15 protein-coding genes are annotated in these 17,268 nt (G+C 60.6%); 14 read left to right on the top strand and 1 reads right to left on the bottom strand.

All coding sequences use genetic code 11. The features are described 5' to 3' along the window. The first annotated feature begins 16 nt into the window (after window positions 1-16). Window positions 17-586, top strand: a complete 570-nt coding sequence (locus tag AACY50_RS06715; RefSeq protein WP_221733125.1) for a lipocalin family protein — start codon at window positions 17-19, stop codon at window positions 584-586. Between the two features lie 122 nt (window positions 587-708). On the opposite strand, the gene AACY50_RS06710 is transcribed toward AACY50_RS06715, so the two are convergent. Then, window positions 709-2,073, bottom strand: a complete 1,365-nt coding sequence (locus AACY50_RS06710) for a formimidoylglutamate deiminase (protein ID WP_339432984.1) — start codon at window positions 2,071-2,073, stop codon at window positions 709-711. 145 nt (window positions 2,074-2,218) lie between these two features. Between AACY50_RS06710 and hutC the strand changes: the two genes are divergently transcribed. From hutC to dtd, 13 genes are all read left to right on the top strand, one after another. Next, window positions 2,219-2,929, top strand: a complete 711-nt coding sequence (hutC, locus tag AACY50_RS06705) for a histidine utilization repressor (RefSeq protein WP_221733185.1) — start codon at window positions 2,219-2,221, stop codon at window positions 2,927-2,929. Beyond that, the gene (locus AACY50_RS06700; RefSeq protein ID WP_339432983.1) at window positions 2,926-3,495 is read left to right on the top strand and encodes a HutD/Ves family protein; all 570 of its coding nucleotides are present in this window, start codon (window positions 2,926-2,928) and stop codon (window positions 3,493-3,495) included. Before hutC ends, AACY50_RS06700 begins: the two co-directional genes overlap by 4 nt. Window positions 3,496-3,924: 429 nt before the next feature. Beyond that, on the top strand, window positions 3,925-5,607 hold the full coding sequence (gene hutU, locus AACY50_RS06695) for a urocanate hydratase (RefSeq protein ID WP_339432999.1): 1,683 nt from the start codon (window positions 3,925-3,927) through the stop codon (window positions 5,605-5,607). Window positions 5,608-5,781: 174 nt separating this feature from the next. Next, window positions 5,782-7,254 (top strand): purine-cytosine permease family protein, encoded by a 1,473-nt coding sequence (locus AACY50_RS06690; RefSeq protein ID WP_339494841.1) that lies wholly within the window; start codon window positions 5,782-5,784, stop codon window positions 7,252-7,254. Window positions 7,255-7,324: 70 nt separating this feature from the next. Beyond that, complete coding sequence (locus AACY50_RS06685) at window positions 7,325-8,293, top strand: ABC transporter substrate-binding protein (protein ID WP_339432981.1); 969 nt, start codon at window positions 7,325-7,327, stop codon at window positions 8,291-8,293. A gap of 70 nt (window positions 8,294-8,363) precedes the next feature. After that, window positions 8,364-9,215, top strand: a complete 852-nt coding sequence (locus AACY50_RS06680) for an ABC transporter permease (protein WP_221733120.1) — start codon at window positions 8,364-8,366, stop codon at window positions 9,213-9,215. After that, on the top strand, window positions 9,212-10,042 hold the full coding sequence (locus tag AACY50_RS06675) for a quaternary amine ABC transporter ATP-binding protein (protein WP_339464000.1): 831 nt from the start codon (window positions 9,212-9,214) through the stop codon (window positions 10,040-10,042). Before AACY50_RS06680 ends, AACY50_RS06675 begins: the two co-directional genes overlap by 4 nt. Window positions 10,043-10,176: 134 nt before the next feature. After that, entirely contained in the window at window positions 10,177-11,700 is a 1,524-nt protein-coding gene (gene hutH / locus AACY50_RS06670; RefSeq protein ID WP_339538329.1) for a histidine ammonia-lyase, read from the top strand. A 116-nt stretch (window positions 11,701-11,816) separates the two neighbouring features. Next, window positions 11,817-13,349, top strand: coding sequence for a histidine ammonia-lyase (gene hutH, locus AACY50_RS06665; RefSeq protein WP_339538328.1), 1,533 nt, complete (start codon window positions 11,817-11,819; stop codon window positions 13,347-13,349). A 100-nt stretch (window positions 13,350-13,449) separates the two neighbouring features. Continuing rightward, complete coding sequence (hutI, locus tag AACY50_RS06660) at window positions 13,450-14,655, top strand: imidazolonepropionase (protein WP_339464004.1); 1,206 nt, start codon at window positions 13,450-13,452, stop codon at window positions 14,653-14,655. Window positions 14,656-14,665: 10 nt separating this feature from the next. Continuing rightward, on the top strand, window positions 14,666-15,469 hold the full coding sequence (hutG, locus tag AACY50_RS06655; RefSeq protein ID WP_339432976.1) for an N-formylglutamate deformylase: 804 nt from the start codon (window positions 14,666-14,668) through the stop codon (window positions 15,467-15,469). 228 nt (window positions 15,470-15,697) lie between these two features. Continuing rightward, a complete protein-coding gene (gene pip / locus AACY50_RS06650) occupies window positions 15,698-16,669 on the top strand; it encodes a prolyl aminopeptidase (RefSeq protein ID WP_339538327.1) in 972 nt (323 codons plus the stop codon). Next, a complete protein-coding gene (dtd, locus tag AACY50_RS06645; protein WP_339432974.1) occupies window positions 16,666-17,103 on the top strand; it encodes a D-aminoacyl-tRNA deacylase in 438 nt (145 codons plus the stop codon). The genes pip and dtd overlap by 4 nt, the downstream gene beginning before the upstream one ends. Window positions 17,104-17,268 lie beyond the last annotated feature (165 nt).

The following is a 17,268-nucleotide window of genomic DNA, read 5'->3' as shown; positions in this document are numbered from 1 at the left end:
CCCACGGAGAAGAAGAATGAAGCGGTTATTGCTAATCCTTTTTGCCGGCCTGGTACTGGCCGGCTGCGCCACGTCCGGCGTGGACCCTTTGGCGCCGAAAACCGTCAACAGCGTCAATCTCAAGCGTTACCAAGGCACCTGGTATGAACTGGCGCGCTTGCCGATGTATTTCCAGCGCCATTGCGCGCAATCCGAAGCTCGCTACACCCTTCAGCCCGACGGCAACATGGGGGTGTTCAACCGCTGCCTGACAAAAGACTGGGAGTGGCAAGAGGTCAAGGGTACGGCTTATCCGCAGGTTCCGGGCAAGACCGACAAGCTGTGGGTCGAGTTCGACACCTGGTTCTCACGGTTGATACCGGGTGTGGCGAAGGGTGAATACTGGGTGTTGTACGTCAGCGATGACTACAAGACCGCCATCGTCGGCGACCCGAGTCGCAAGTACATGTGGTTGTTGTCGCGTACGCCGACTGTCAACGGCGTGGTGCGTGAGGATCTGCTGAGCAAGGCGCGGCAGCAGGGTTACGACACCACTCGACTGATCTGGCGCACCACGGATCGGCAGATGGCCAAGACGTCGAATTAACCAGCACCGCCTATCAAATGTGGGAGCGGGCTTGCTCGCGAAGAGGGCGTGTCAGTCGACGCAAGTGTTGACCGATACACCGCTTTCGCGAGCAAGTCCGCTCCCACATTTTTTGCGTTGTGTCAGCCTAAAAGCTCGCGCAGGACTTGAGTGAAGGCTCGCGCACTGTCTTCTTCCCCCGCATGCCGCCCATCGCGCACCACCCACTGGCCATTAACCAGCACGTCACGCACCTGACGATCACCGCCGGCAAACAACCAGCGATTCAGAATCCCGTCGCCATTGGCCGTCGCCAGGTACGGATCATTGCCATCGAGCACAATCCAGTCCGCCCGCTTACCGACTTCAAGCGCTCCAATTGGTTGCCCCAGTGCCTGAGCACCGCCCTCCAGCGCGGCGTCGTACAACGTGCGCCCGACCATCGGCTGATCCGCGCCATACAAGCGGTTGCGTCGTTGATCACGCAGACGCTGGCCGTATTCCAGCCAACGCAATTCTTCCACCACGCTGAGTGACACATGGCTGTCAGAGCCGATACCCAGGCGGCCACCTTGAGCGAGGAAGTCCACGGCCGGGAAAATCCCGTCGCCCAGGTTGGCCTCGGTGGTCAGGCACAAACCGGCGATGGCGCGACTCTTGGCCATTAGCGTGACTTCTTCCGGATTGGCGTGAGTGGCATGGACCAGGCACCAGCGTTGATCGACTTCGGTGTTTTCATAGAGCCATTGCAGGGGGCGGCGCCCGCTCCAGCTCAGGCAGTCATCGACTTCCTTTTGCTGCTCGGCGATGTGGATGTGCACCGGGCACTGCTTGTCACTGGCCGCCAGCACTTCGCTGATTTGCTGCGGGGTGACCGCGCGCAACGAGTGGAAGCACAGACCCAACGATTGCGCCTTTTGCTGTGCCAACAGCGGCTGCAAACGTGATTGCAGCTTCAAGTAGTTTTCGCTGCTGTTGATGAAGCGGCGTTGGCCGTCATTCGGGGGCTGGCCGCCGAAACCTGCATGGCTGTAGAGCACCGGAAGCAGCGTCAGGCCGATGCCGCTGTCACTGGCGGCCTGACTGATGCGCAACGCCAGTTCGGCCGGGTCGGCGTACGGCTGACCCTTGCTGTCGTGGTGTACGTAATGAAATTCGGCCACCGAGGTGTAACCGGCCTTGAGCATTTCGATGTACAGCTGTCGGGCGATCACGCCGAGTTGATCCGGGCTGATTTTTCCGACGAGCCGATACATCAGATCGCGCCAGGTCCAGAAACTGTCGTTGGGATTGCCGGCCACTTCGGCCAGCCCGGCCATCGCCCGCTGGAACGCGTGGGAGTGCAGATTGGGCATCCCCGGCAGCAACGGCCCGCTCAGCCGTTCGGCGCCCTCTGCGGTGGAATCGGCCTGGATTTGGGTCAACACGCCATCAGCGCTGACCTCAAGACGTACATGATTGGCCCATCCGTTAGGCAGCAGCGCGCGTTCGGCAAAGAAAGCGGACATGGTTCAGCACCCCATCGTGTGTTATTTGTATATACATATACAGACGTTTGCCTGCTCGGTAAACTCCGGCAAGCTAGCAACCTCTACCGACGAACAAGGATCCACCGTGCCGACTCCGCCTCCAGTTTCCCCGTTGGCCGCGAACATGGGCGACAGTCCGGCGCCCTTGTACGCGCGTGTCAAACAGATGATTACCCAGCAGATCGACAGCGGTAACTGGCCGCCGCACTACCGCGTGCCGTCGGAAAGCGAATTGGTCAATCAACTCGGTTTCAGCCGCATGACCATCAACCGCGCGCTGCGCGAGATGACCGCCGACGGCCTGTTGGTGCGCATGCAAGGTGTCGGCACTTTTGTCGCCGAACCGAAGAGCCAGTCCGCGCTGTTTGAAGTGCACAACATCGCTGATGAAATCGCCTCCCGTGGTCATCGCCATACTTGCCAGGTCATCACCCTTGAAGAAGAGGCCGCCGGTTCCGAGCGGGCGCTGGCGCTGGACATGCGCGAAGGGCAGAAAGTCTTTCACTCGCTGATCGTGCATTACGAAAACGACATCCCGGTGCAAATCGAGGACCGTTTCGTCAACGCGCTGGTCGCCCCGCAATACTTGAAGCAGGACTTCACCCTGCAAACGCCTTACGCCTACCTCAACCAGGTCGCGCCGCTGACCGAGGGCGAGCATGTGGTTGAAGCGATTCTTGCCGAGCCGTCGGAGTGCAAGTTGCTGCAGATCGAGAAAGGCGAGCCGTGCCTGCTGATTCGCCGCCGCACCTGGTCGGGGCGTCAACCGGTGACGGCTGCGCGTCTGATTCACCCAGGTTCTCGTCATCGTCTGGAAGGACGCTTTCATAAATGAATGGTTTGAAAGTTTTACGCGCCGAAGGCTACCCGCGCATGCCGTGGAAGAACGGCGGCGGCAGCACTGAAGAAATCACCCGCGATGCGGGCGCAGGTCTGGAGGGTTTTGGCTGGCGCCTGTCGATTGCCGATATCGCGGAGTCGGGCGGTTTTTCGACCTTCGCCGGTTATCAACGGGTGATCACCGTGTTGCAGGGTGACGGCATGACCTTGTGTGTGGACGGTGACGACACCCAGCCTCTGTTACCCCTCGACCCGTTCGCTTTCGGAGGTGAAAGCCAAGTGTCCTGTACGTTGCTTGGCGGGGCGATTCGCGATTTCAACCTGATCTATGCTCCGCAGCGCTACAGCGCACGTTTGCAATGGCTGGACGGCGCGCAGCGGTTTTTCAGCTCGGCGGGGACGCTGCTGGTGTTCAGTGTCAGTGAGTTGCTGCAAGTGACAGTCGGTGAGGACAGGGCACAACTTGGCCGGCATGATTGCCTGCAACTGGACGGTAACACCGGGTTGGTTGAAATCTCCGTCGATGGCGGTTGCTGCGTAATCGAGCTGACAGCACGCTGACCTGAATCGGGTCACACATCCTGTGGCGAGGGAGTAAATCCCCTCGCCACCCATGTATTCACACTTCTTGTTTCCCCGGCGCACCAATTTGTTACCGAACGCCCCAGCGTGGCGCAACACCACGCTTTCGTAACCCTCTCGCAATGCCCCAAACACACCCCCGCGAAAAATTTAACCCACGCCAGAACCCTTGATTCAGGCGTCCTCCAGCCTCGTCCGCTATGTTTCTTGAGCCGCCCTTCAACAAGTTGGCCGCTTGATTGCATATGCTTGTATGTACAAGTAAAGACGTATGCGTATGAGTCGCTCGAGACTCTCTGCAGCGTCCACTGATTCGCTTGCGCGCATTGAAGCGCACAGGCTGCTTGCCCACTGCCAGGGTTGGTTTGAATTGATCGCTGAGGAGTCTTTTTCGTGACTGACAACAAAATGACCGCTGCCCCTTTTACAAAGCACCGTGACGTCGAAATCCGTGCTGCACGCGGTAACAAGCTGACCGCCAAAAGCTGGCTGACCGAAGCGCCGCTGCGCATGCTGATGAACAACCTTGATCCGCAAGTGGCCGAGAACCCGAAAGAACTGGTGGTCTACGGTGGCATCGGTCGTGCGGCGCGTAACTGGGAGTGCTACGACAAGATCGTCGAGAGCCTGACCAATCTCAATGACGACGAGACCCTGCTGGTGCAATCCGGCAAGCCGGTCGGCGTGTTCAAGACTCACAGCAACGCCCCGCGCGTACTGATCGCCAACTCCAACCTCGTCCCGCACTGGGCGAGCTGGGAGCATTTCAACGAACTCGACGCCAAAGGCCTGGCCATGTACGGCCAGATGACCGCCGGCAGCTGGATCTACATCGGCAGCCAGGGCATCGTCCAGGGCACCTACGAAACCTTCGTTGAGGCCGGTCGTCAGCACTACAACGACAACCTTACCGGCAAGTGGGTCCTGACCGCCGGGCTGGGCGGCATGGGTGGCGCTCAGCCTCTGGCCGCAACCCTGGCCGGCGCTTGCTCGCTGAACATCGAATGCCAGCAGGTCAGCATCGATTTCCGCCTGAAAAGCCGTTACGTCGACGAGCAAGCCACTGACCTCGACGACGCCCTGGCGCGCATCGACAAGTACACCAAAGAAGGCAAAGCGATTTCCATCGCGCTGCTGGGCAACGCCGCTGAAATTTTGCCGGAACTGGTCAAGCGCGGTGTGCGCCCGGACATGGTCACCGACCAGACCAGCGCCCACGACCCACTCAACGGCTACCTGCCGGCCGGCTGGAGCTGGGACGAATACCGCGCCCGCGCCAAGACCGAACCGGCCGCTGTGATCAAAGCCGCCAAGCAGTCGATGGCCGTGCACGTCAAAGCGATGCTGGAATTCCAGAAGCAAGGCATCCCGACCTTCGACTACGGCAACAACATCCGTCAGATGGCTCAGGAAGAAGGTGTTGAAAACGCATTCGACTTCCCGGGTTTCGTACCGGCCTATATCCGTCCGCTGTTCTGCCGTGGCATCGGTCCGTTCCGTTGGGCGGCCCTGTCGGGCGATCCACAGGATATTTACAAAACCGACGCCAAGGTCAAAGAGTTGATCCCGGACGACGCCCACCTGCACAACTGGCTGGACATGGCCCGTGAGCGCATCAGCTTCCAGGGCTTGCCGGCGCGTATCTGCTGGGTTGGCCTGGGCCTGCGCGCCAAGCTGGGTCTGGCATTCAACGAAATGGTCCGTAGCGGCGAGTTGTCAGCGCCGATCGTGATCGGTCGTGATCACCTCGATTCCGGCTCGGTGGCCAGCCCGAACCGTGAAACCGAATCGATGCAGGACGGTTCCGACGCCGTGTCCGACTGGCCTCTGCTCAACGCTCTGCTCAACACCGCGAGCGGCGCGACCTGGGTGTCCCTGCACCACGGCGGCGGCGTGGGCATGGGCTTCTCCCAGCACTCGGGCATGGTGATTGTCTGCGACGGTACGGACGAAGCGGCCGAGCGTATCGCCCGCGTGCTGCACAACGACCCGGCCACGGGTGTCATGCGTCACGCCGATGCCGGTTACCAGATCGCCATCGACTGCGCCAAGGAACAGGGCCTGAACCTGCCGATGATTACCGGTCAATAAACGCAACTCTGTGGGAAATGCTTTGGGTGGGGGTGGGCTTGCTCACGAATGCGGTGGATCAATCAGCACATGTTTCGAATGTGCCGACCCCTTCGCGAGCAAGCCCGCTCCCACCAAAAGCAACCCACGCAAGACGCTCAGTGAACTCGAATAACAATCCACAGAGGTTGAATCATGGCTGTTAACCCTGATCGTGCAGGCAACAAACCGTTGATCGAAAGGCGTTCGATCGACTACATCCCGGAAGCGGAAAGACACGGTCGTCTGTTTAGCCAATTCACCCTGTGGATGGGTGCCAACCTGCAAATCACTGCGATTGTCACCGGGGCGTTGGCCGTGGTGCTGGGCGGTGATGTGTTCTGGTCGTTGATCGGTCTGTTGATCGGTCAACTGCTGGGCGGCGGGGTGATGGCACTGCATGCGGCGCAAGGGCCGAAACTCGGTCTGCCGCAGATGATTTCCAGCCGTGTGCAGTTCGGCGTTTATGGCGCGGCCATCCCGATTGTGTTGGTGTGCCTGATGTACCTGGGTTTCACCGCAACGGGCACGGTGCTTTCCGGCCAGGCGCTGGGCCAGTTGTTTGGCGTCAGCGACAGCATCGGCATTCTGATCTTCGCCAGTGTCATCGTGCTGGTCACGGTGATGGGTTATCGGGTGATCCACTGGATTGGCCGCGTCGCCAGCGTCATTGGCGTGATTGCTTTCGTATTTCTGTTCTGGCGTCTGATGAGCCAGACCGACGTCGGTGCACTCCTGCAAATCCGTCACTTTAGCTGGAGCAGTTTTTTGCTGGCGGTGTCGCTCGCGGCGTCCTGGCAGATCGCTTTCGGCCCTTACGTGGCGGACTACTCACGCTACCTGCCGAGCAAGACGTCAGCGGTGAAAACCTTTTTCGCTGCGGGCGCCGGTTCGGTGATTGGCGCACAAGTGGCGATGATCCTTGGTGTGTTCGCTGCCGCTTCAGCCAACGGCCAGTTCGCCGGCCATGAAGTGGCTTATATCGTCGGTCTGGGCGGAACCGGTGCCACCGCTGCGTTGCTGTATTTCAGCATCGCGTTCGGCAAGGTCACCATCTCGACGCTGAACTCCTACGGCAGCTTCATGTGCATCGCGACCATCATCAGCGGTTTCCGTGGCCACCTGACGGTGTCGCGCTTGCAGCGTCTGGTTTTCGTGGTGGTCATCGTCGGGGCGGCAACGCTGATCGCATTGCTCGGTCAGCACTCGTTCCTCGGTGCGTTCAAGTCCTTCATTCTGTTCCTGCTGGCGTTTTTCACGCCTTGGAGCGCGATCAACCTGGTCGACTACTACTGCATCACCCGCGAGCGCTATGACGTGCCGGCACTGGCCGATCCAAATGGTCGCTACGGCCGCTGGAACGTCCTCGGTATCAGCGTCTATGTGTTCGGTGTGCTGGTGCAACTGCCGTTCATTTCCACCAAGTTCTACACCGGCCCGCTGGTGGCCGCCCTCGGCGATGTGGATATTTCCTGGATCATCGGCCTGGTGCTGCCCGCCGCCCTTTATTACGTGTGCGCAAAAAAATGGCACAGCACGGTGCCCGATCACCTGATTCTGCCGGTCGAGCAGGACAGCCATGCACAACCTGAGAAAAACAGGGCCAGTCGCGCTGCGGCGCAGGCCTGATTGGACGTGGACAGGGCTGGATGCCTCTTGACTGCCGTAAGCCCAACTCATGATTAGGAGCGTCACGACAATGAAATCGAACAAGACCCTGCTGACCACACTGCTTTCGATGGGCCTGCTCGCCAGTGCCGGCGCCACCCAGGCGGCCGGCTGGTGCGAATCGGGCAAACCGGTGAAATTCGCCGGGCTGAACTGGGAAAGCGCCATGCTGCTGACTGACGTGCTGCAAGTGGTGCTGGAGAAAGGTTACGACTGCAAGACCGATAGCTTGCCGGGCAACTCCATCACCATGGAAAACGCCCTGAGCAGCAACGACATTCAAGTGTTCGCCGAAGAATGGGTCGGCCGCAGCGAGGTCTGGAACAAGGCCGAGAAGGCCGGCAAGGTCGTTGGTGTCGGCGCGCCGATCGTGGGCGCCGTTGAAGGCTGGTACGTGCCGCGCTACGTGATCGAAGGCGACGCCAAGCGCAAGCTTGAGCCCAAAGCCCCGGACCTGAAAAACATCGCAGACCTGGGCAAATACGCCGCCGTGTTCAAGGACGCTGAAGAACCTTCCAAAGGCCGTTTCTACAACTGCCCGGCTGGCTGGACCTGCGAACTGGACAACAGCGAAATGCTCAAAAGCTATGGTCTGGAAAGCAGCTACACCAACTTCCGTCCGGGCACCGGCCCGGCGCTGGATGCGGCGGTGTTGTCGAGCTACAAGCGTGGTGAACCGATCCTGTTCTACTACTGGTCGCCGACCCCGCTGATGGGCCAGATCGACGCGGTCAAGCTCGAAGAAAAACCGGGCGTCGACAAGACAGTGAGCATCAAGGTCGGCCTGTCGAAAACCTTCCACGAGCAAGCCCCGGAACTGGTGGCCGTGCTGGAAAAGGTCAACCTGCCGATCGACCTGCTGAACCAGAACCTGGGACGCATGGCGAAGGAACGTATCGAGTCGCCGAAACTGGCGAAAATCTTCCTCAAGGAACATCCTGAAGTCTGGCACAAGTGGGTGAGCGACGACGCCGCCAGGAAAATCGACGCGGCCTTGTAGGTTGAGCTTCTCCGGCTGCCGGCATCGGCAGTCGGACGCTTGATCGCAACCCCTTGATTGAGAGTCTCTTATGTTTCCCGAAAGCTTTACCTTTTCCATCGCCGACTGGGTCAACGGTTGGGTCGATTCGCTGGTCACCAACTACGGCGATGTGTTCCGCCACATCTCCGACACGCTGCTGTGGGCCATCGTCAACCTCGAAGGCATGCTGCGTGCAGCACCCTGGTGGTTGATGCTGGCGATCGTCGGCGCCGTGGCCTGGCACGCCACACGCAAAGTGGCGACCACCGCGGTGATCGTCGGTTTGCTGTTTCTGGTGGGCGCTGTCGGCCTGTGGGACAAGCTCATGCAAACCCTGGCGCTGATGATGGTCGCGACGATCATTTCGGTGCTGATCGGCATCCCGCTGGGGATTCTCTCGGCACGCAGCAATCGCCTGCGTTCGGTGTTGATGCCGCTGCTCGACATCATGCAAACCATGCCTAGCTTCGTGTATCTGATCCCGGTGCTGATGCTGTTCGGTCTGGGCAAGGTGCCGGCGATTTTCGCGACCGTCATCTACGCCGCACCACCGCTGATTCGCCTGACTGATCTGGGCATTCGCCAGGTCGACGGCGAGGTGATGGAGGCCATCAACGCTTTCGGCGCCAACCGCTGGCAGCAACTGTTCGGCGTGCAACTGCCGCTGGCCCTGCCAAGCATCATGGCCGGGATCAACCAGACCACCATGATGGCCCTGTCGATGGTGGTGATCGCCTCGATGATCGGTGCCCGGGGTCTGGGTGAAGACGTACTGGTGGGCATTCAGACCCTCAACGTCGGACGCGGCCTCGAAGCCGGTCTGGCGATCGTGATTCTCGCAGTGGTCATCGACCGCATTACTCAGGCATACGGTCGGCCACGGCATGAGGTGAGCAAATGAACGACGCAACCGTGAGCAAGATCGAAGTCAAAAACGTCTTCAAGATTTTCGGCAACCGTGCCAAGGACGCACTGGCGATGGTCGGCCAGGGCAAGACCAAGGATCAGGTACTGAGCGAAACCGGTTGCGTGGTCGGGGTCAATGACCTGTCGCTGAGCATCGGCACCGGCGAGATCTTCGTGATCATGGGCCTGTCCGGCTCGGGCAAATCGACCCTGGTGCGCCACTTCAATCGTCTGATCGACCCGACCAGCGGCGCGATCCTGGTCGACGGCGTGGACATCCTGCAATACGACATGGATGCCCTGCGCGAATTTCGTCGGCACAAGATCAGCATGGTGTTCCAGAGCTTCGGCCTGCTGCCGCACAAGACCGTCCTCGACAACGTCGCCTACGGCCTGAAAGTGCGCGGCGAAAGCAAGCAGATGTGCTCTGAACGTGCGCTGCACTGGATCAATACCGTGGGCCTCAAGGGCTACGAAAACAAATACCCGCACCAACTGTCCGGAGGCATGCGCCAGCGAGTCGGCCTGGCCCGGGCTCTGGCGGCGGACACCGACATCATCCTGATGGACGAAGCGTTCAGCGCCCTGGATCCGTTGATCCGCGCCGAGATGCAAGACCAGTTGCTGGAGCTGCAAAAGACCCTGCACAAGACCATCGTCTTCATCACCCACGACCTCGACGAAGCCGTGCGCATCGGGAATCGCATTGCAATTCTCAAGGACGGCAAGCTGATTCAGGTCGGCACGCCAAGAGAAATCCTGCATTCGCCGGCTGATGAATATGTCGACCGGTTCGTGCAGCGGCGGGCGGCGGTGGTTTAGGCAGTTTTGTGTTGGCTGGTCCGGCCCCTTCGCGAGCAAGCCCGCTCCCACATTTGGAATGCGTCCCCTGTGGGAGCGGGCTTGCTCGCGAAGGCGTCGGTAAAGCTGCATCAATATTACGGTTGAGGTTTTAGATGTCCCAGGCTGAAAAAATCGTTATCACTGGCAGCCCCCTGCGTTGGCAGGACGTGGTCGCCGTCGCCCGGCACGGCGCGCAATTGGAGTTGTCGAGCGAGACCTGGGCGCGCATCGAAAACGCACAGGCCATCGTCCAGCGCATCGTCGAAAGCGGCGAGCGCGCGTATGGCGTCAACACTGGTCTGGGCGGGTTGTCCAACGTCTCGCTCAAAGACGAACAACTCAGCCAGTTGTCGCGCAATACCTTGCTCAGCCACGCCTGCGGCGTTGGTCCGGTACTGCCTGACGAACAGACCCGCGCGATCATCTGCGCGGCGATCCACAACTACAGCCACGGCAAATCCGGCATTCATCGGCGGGTGGTCGAAGGGCTGCTGGCGCTGCTCAATCGCGGCATCACCCCGCAAGTGCCGTCGCAAGGTTCGGTGGGTTACCTGACCCACATGGCACACATCGGCATCGCGCTGCTGGGCGTGGGCAATGTCAGCTATCGCGGCCAGATCACCTCGGCGCAACAGGCGTTGTCCGAAGAGGGGCTGCAACCGGTGCCACTGGGGGCGAAGGACGGTTTGTGCCTGGTCAACGGCACGCCTTGCATGACCGGCCTCAGTTGCCTGGCGATTGCCGATGCCACGCGTCTGCTGCAATGGGCCGACGTGATCGGCGCGATGAGTTTCGAAGCCCAGCGCGGACAGATTGCGGCGTTCGATGCCGAGATCATCGCGCTCAAGCCGCACCCGGGCATGCAGCAGGTTGGTGTCAATCTGCGCGCCCTGCTCGACGGCAGTGAAGTGATCGCCTCAAGCAAAGGCATTCGCACGCAGGACGCCTTGAGTATCCGTTCGATCCCGCAGGTGCATGGCGCCGCGCGCGATCAACTGGCGCACGCGATCAAGCAGGTCGAAGCCGAACTCAACGGCTGCACTGACAATCCGTTGCTGCTCGGTACGCCGGATAACTTCCGGGTCATGTCGCAAGCCAATCCGCACGGCCAGTCGGTGGCGATGGCGGCGGATCTGCTGGCAATCGCCATGGCCGAAATCGGCTCGATTGCCGAACGTCGTCTCGATCGCTTGGTCAACCCGCACGTCAGCGGTTTGCCGGCGTTTCTGGTGGCCAACCCGGGGGTGAACTCGGGGATGATGATCGTGCAATACGTCGCCGCGTCGCTGTGTGCCGAAAACCGCCAATTGGCGCAGCCGGCGGTGCTCGACAACTACATCACCTCAGGCTTGCAGGAAGACCACCTGAGCATGGGCACCAACGCTGCGCTGAAGCTGCACCGCGCCCTGGAAAACTGCACGCAGATCCTCGCCATCGAATATCTGCTGGCGGCGCAGGCGTTTGAATTCTTGAAAGAGCAGCGTTTTGGCGCGGGCACTGATATCGCGTGGCGCCTGCTGCGTGAGAAAGTCCCGGCCTACGATCAGGACCGCTGGCTGGCGCCGGATATCGCCGCCGCTGCGAGCGTTTTGAAAGATACGAACGCGCTGCACAACGTCTTACCGAATCTGCACTGACAATACCCATACCAGCGTGCCAAGGCGCGGATCGTCCACAAGACGAGAAACGACGGATAACGGAATGCTCCGGAGCGACTGGTAGTTAATAACAAACTCTCAAAAGGAGCATTTAAATGACTGCGCTGACCCTGATCCCCGGCCAACTGAGCCTGGCCCAACTGCGTGATGTTTTTCAAAACCCGGTCAAGCTGACCCTCGACAACAGTGCATCAACGCAGATCGAAGCCAGCGTTGCCTGCGTCGAGCAGATCCTCGCCGAGAACCGCACAGCCTACGGCATCAACACCGGTTTCGGCCTGCTGGCCTCGACCCGCATCGCCAGCGAAGACCTGGAAAACCTTCAGCGTTCGCTGGTGTTGTCCCATGCCGCCGGTGTCGGTGAGCCGATCAGCGATGCGCTGGTGCGGCTGGTTATGGTGCTCAAGGTCAACAGCCTCAGCCGTGGTTTCTCCGGCATCCGCCGTGTGGTGATCGATGCGCTGACCGCGCTGATCAACGCCGAGGTTTATCCGCACATTCCGCTCAAGGGGTCGGTGGGCGCATCCGGCGACCTCGCGCCACTGGCGCACATGTCGCTGGTGCTGCTGGGCGAGGGCAAGGCGCGGCACAAGGGCGAGTGGATGGAGGCGACCGAAGCGCTGAAAGTCGCCGGTCTGACGCCGCTGACGCTGGCGGCGAAGGAAGGTCTGGCGCTGCTCAACGGTACTCAGGTGTCTACTGCGTTTGCGCTGCGCGGTCTGTTTGAAGGTGAAGACCTGTTCGCTGGCGCCTTGGCGCTGGGCGGTTTGACGGTTGAAGCGGTGCTCGGTTCGCGCTCGCCGTTCGACGCGCGTATCCACGCCGCCCGTGGTCAGAAAGGCCAGATTGACGCCGCTGCCGCTTACCGTGATCTGCTCGGTGAGCGCAGCGAAGTATCCGACTCGCACCAGAACTGCGAAAAGGTTCAAGACCCTTACTCGCTGCGCTGCCAGCCGCAAGTCATGGGCGCGTGCCTGACCCAGTTCCGTCAAGCGGCTGAAGTGCTGGCGATCGAAGCCAACGCCGTGTCGGATAACCCGTTGGTGTTCGCCGCTGAAGGCGATGTGATTTCCGGCGGTAACTTCCACGCCGAACCGGTTGCCATGGCCGCTGACAACATGGCCCTGGCCATCGCTGAAATCGGCTCGCTGAGCGAACGCCGCATCTCGCTGATGATGGACAAGCACATGTCGCAACTGCCGCCGTTCCTGGTGGCCAATGGCGGCGTGAACTCCGGTTTCATGATCGCCCAGGTGACGGCGGCAGCGCTGGCCAGCGAAAACAAGGCGCTGTCCCATCCGCACTCGGTGGACAGCCTGCCGACGTCGGCCAACCAGGAAGACCACGTCTCGATGGCCCCGGCGGCCGGCAAGCGTCTGTGGGAAATGGCCGAGAACACCCGCGGGATTCTTGCGGTGGAGTGGCTGGCGGCGGCGCAGGGCCTGGACTTGCGTAACGGTCTGAAAACCTCGGCGAAGCTGGAACAGGCCCGGGCGATTTTGCGTAAAGAAGTGCCGTTCTATGAGAAGGATCGGTTCTTTGCGCCGGACATCAATGCCGCGACTGAGTTGTTGGCATCGCGTTGCTTGAGCGAGCTGGTTCCTGCCAGGCTTTTGCCGAGCCTGTGATGGCCTTTTCCCGAGCAAGCCCGCTCCCACAGGGAAACGCATTCCAAATGTGGGAGCGGGCGTACTCGCGAATCGATTTTGAACAAGACGAGGACTTGGGATGAAAACCCTCTGGCAACACTGCCACGTCGCAACCATGGCGCAAGGCGTCTACTCGATCATCGAGGATGCGGCCATCGTGACGTCCGGTGCGCACATCGAGTGGATCGGCCCGCGCAATCAATTGCCATCCGGCGAATACCCGGCGGTCAATGACTTGCAAGGCGCGTGGGTCACCCCCGGCCTGATCGACTGCCACACCCACACGGTGTTCGGCGGCAACCGCAGCGGCGAGTTCGAAAAGCGCCTGCAAGGCGTTAGCTACGCCGAGATCGCCGCGGCCGGCGGTGGCATCGCCAGCACCGTACGTGCGACGCGCGAAGCGAGCGAAGACGAATTGTTCGCCAGTGCCGCCAAACGCTTGAAAAGCCTGATGCGTGACGGCGTGACCACGGTCGAGATGAAATCTGGCTACGGCCTCGATCTGGCCAATGAGCGCAAGATCCTGCGGGTGATTCGGCGTCTGGCTGCCGAACTGCCGATCAGCGTGCGCAGTACCTGTCTGGCCGCACATGCGCTACCGCCGGAATACAAGGATCGCGCTGACGATTACATCGATCTGGTCTGCACCCAGATGCTGCCAGCGTTGGCCGCCGAAGGTTTGGTTGATGCCGTGGATGCGTTTTGCGAATACCTGGCGTTCTCGCCGGAACAGGTGGAGCGCGTGTTCATCGCCGCCCACAAACTGGGTCTGCCGGTGAAGCTGCACGCCGAGCAATTGTCCTCGCTGCACGGCTCCAGTCTGGCGGCGCGCTACCACGCGTTGTCGGCCGATCACCTGGAGTTCATGGACGAAGCCGACGCCATCGCCATGGCCGAATCCGACACGGTCGCGGTGCTGTTGCCGGGCGCGTTCTACTTCCTGCGTGAGACCCAACTGCCGCCGATGGAAGCCTTGCGCAAGCACAAAGTGAAGATCGCCATCGCCAGCGACCTCAACCCCGGCACTTCGCCGGCGCTGTCGTTGCGCCTGATGCTCAACATGGCGTGCACCTGTTTTCGCATGACCCCGGAAGAAGCCTTGGCCGGCGCGACGATTCATGCGGCGCAAGCGCTGGGCATGGCTGACACCCACGGTTCGCTGGAAGTCGGCAAGGTTGCGGATTTCGTCGCCTGGCACATTGATCGTCCGGCGGACCTGGCCTATTGGCTCGGTGGTGATCTGGACAAACGCGTCGTGCGTCACGGCGTCGAATCAAGTCTGTAGGAGAACGGATGTGGATAAGGTTCTGAGTTTCAAACAAGGTCGTGTGCCGCTGCTGATCAGCATGCCTCACGCGGGGCTGCGTCTGACGCCTGCGGTCGAGGCTGGCCTGATCCCTGATGCGAAAAGCCTGCCGGACACCGACTGGCATATTCCTCAGTTGTACGATTTTGCCGAAGAACTGGGCGCCAGCACTTTGGCAGCCGAATATTCGCGTTTCGTCATCGACCTGAACCGGCCGTCTGACGACACGCCGCTGTACGCCGGCGCCACCACCGGGCTGTACCCGGCGACGCTGTTCGATGGCATCCCGTTGTTCAAGGAAGGCCAGGCGCCTTCCAAAGAAGAACGCGCGACGTACCTTGAGCAAATCTGGACGCCGTACCACCGCACCTTGCAGGAAGAACTGGCGCGGTTGAAGGCCGAATTCGGTTACGCGTTGCTGTTCGACGCGCACTCGATCCGCTCGATCATCGCGCACCTGTTCGACGGCAAACTGCCAGACTTCAACCTCGGTACCTTCAATGGCGCCAGTTGTGATCGGCAACTGGCCACGCAACTGGAAGCGATCTGCGCCCGCCACGGCGAGTACAGCCACGTCCTGAACGGACGCTTCAAGGGCGGCCACATCACCCGCCATTACGGCAACCCGGCCGAGAACATCCACGCCGTGCAACTGGAACTGTGTCAGTGCACTTACATGGAGGAGTTCGAACCGTTCCGCTATCGCGCCGACCTGGCCGAGCCGACGCAAGTGGTGCTCAAGGAATTGCTGCAGGGCTATCTGGCCTGGGCAAAGTCTCACTACACCGCATAACCCACTGTGGGAGCGGGCTTGCTCGCGAAGGCGTCACATCAGTCAACATATGGGTTGAATGACACACCGCTTTCGCGAGCAAGCCCGCTCCCACTCGGTTTATCGGCAGCAGAAAAATCGCGGTAGTGCACAGGCATGCTCATTGACGTAAATCGGGTTTATGATGCCCAACGGCAGAATAATAGAAGTCCCCCCCAGGGATGACCTCGACCCCTTACGGAGCGCGCAATGCAGACTTTGTTCCCGCAGATCAAACCTCACGCCCGGCACGATCTGGCTGTCGACGACACGCATACGCTGTACGTCGACGAGAGCGGTTTACCGCAAGGCTTGCCGGTCGTGTTCATCCACGGCGGCCCTGGCGCCGGTTGCGATGCTCAGAGCCGACGCTATTTCGATCCGAACCTGTACCGCATCGTCACTTTCGACCAGCGCGGTTGCGGACGCTCCACCCCGCACGCCAGCCTGGAAAACAACACCACTTGGGATCTGGTCGCCGACCTCGAGCGAATCCGCCAGCACCTGGGCATCGAAAAATGGGTGTTGTTCGGTGGTTCGTGGGGTTCGACCCTGGCGCTGGCCTATGCACAAACCCATCCGGAGCGTGTGCATGGCTTGATCCTGCGCGGGATCTTTCTCTGCCGCCCGCAGGAAATCGAGTGGTTCTATCAGGCTGGCGCCAGCCGTCTGTTCCCCGATTACTGGCAGGACTACATCGCGCCGATCCCGCTGGACGAACGCGACGACCTGCTCAGCGCTTTCCACAAGCGCCTGACCGGCAACGACCAGATCGCCCAGATGCACGCCGCCAAAGCCTGGTCGACCTGGGAAGGGCGCACCGCGACCCTGCGGCCGAACCCGCTGGTGGTCGATCGGTTCTCCGAGCCGCAGCGCGCGCTGTCGATTGCGCGAATCGAATGCCACTACTTCACCAACAATGCCTTCCTTGAACCGAACCAACTGATTCGCGACATGGGCAAGATCGCTCACTTGCCGGGCGTGATCATTCACGGTCGTTACGATGTGATCTGCCCACTGGATAACGCCTGGGAATTGCATCAGGCGTGGCCGAACAGCGAGTTGCAGGTGATTCGCGACGCCGGTCATGCGGCGTCCGAACCGGGTATCACCGACGCGCTGGTGCGCGCCGCGGGCAACATGGCCCAGCGCCTGCTCGACCTGCCGCCCGAAGAAGCATGAAGGGCCTGTTACAGCGAGTGCGTGGCGCTCGCGTAGAGGTGGCGGGCGAAATAGTGGGTGCGGTCGATCAGGGGTTGCTGGTTCTGGTGGCGATCGAGCCCGACGACACGCGTGTCAGCGCCGACAAACTTCTGCATAAGCTGCTTAACTATCGGGTATTCAGCGACGCCGAGGGCAAGATGAATTTGTCCTTGGCGGACGTGGGAGGCGGGTTGCTGCTGGTCTCTCAGTTCACCCTGGCCGCCGACACCAAAAGCGGGTTGCGGCCGAGCTTTTCAACGGCGGCGCCACCGGCTCTGGGTGAGGAATTGTTCGACTATCTATTAAGCAAAGCGAAACAGGTGCATGGCACTGTGGCATCAGGTAGATTCGGCGCCGATATGCAGGTGCATTTGGTCAACGATGGCCCGGTTACCTTTTTGTTACAGACCTGAAAACACCGGAAACACCTTCTTTAGGAAATTTCGACTGTTTTTAGGGTGTTTTCGCGATAAATACTTTGCTAGCCCTGATGCGTTGTCACGCGGGCTACTAGATAATCGCGCGCTATGGGGATCAGCGTTCGTTGGTCCATTTTTGACTTAGGTAGAGACTTGTCT

Origin of the sequence: Pseudomonas sp. RA_15y_Pfl2_54 (assembly GCF_963971015.1) — a bacterium.
Taxonomy (GTDB): domain Bacteria; phylum Pseudomonadota; class Gammaproteobacteria; order Pseudomonadales; family Pseudomonadaceae; genus Aquipseudomonas; species Aquipseudomonas baetica_A.
This window is presented reverse-complemented; position numbering and strand designations above follow the sequence as displayed.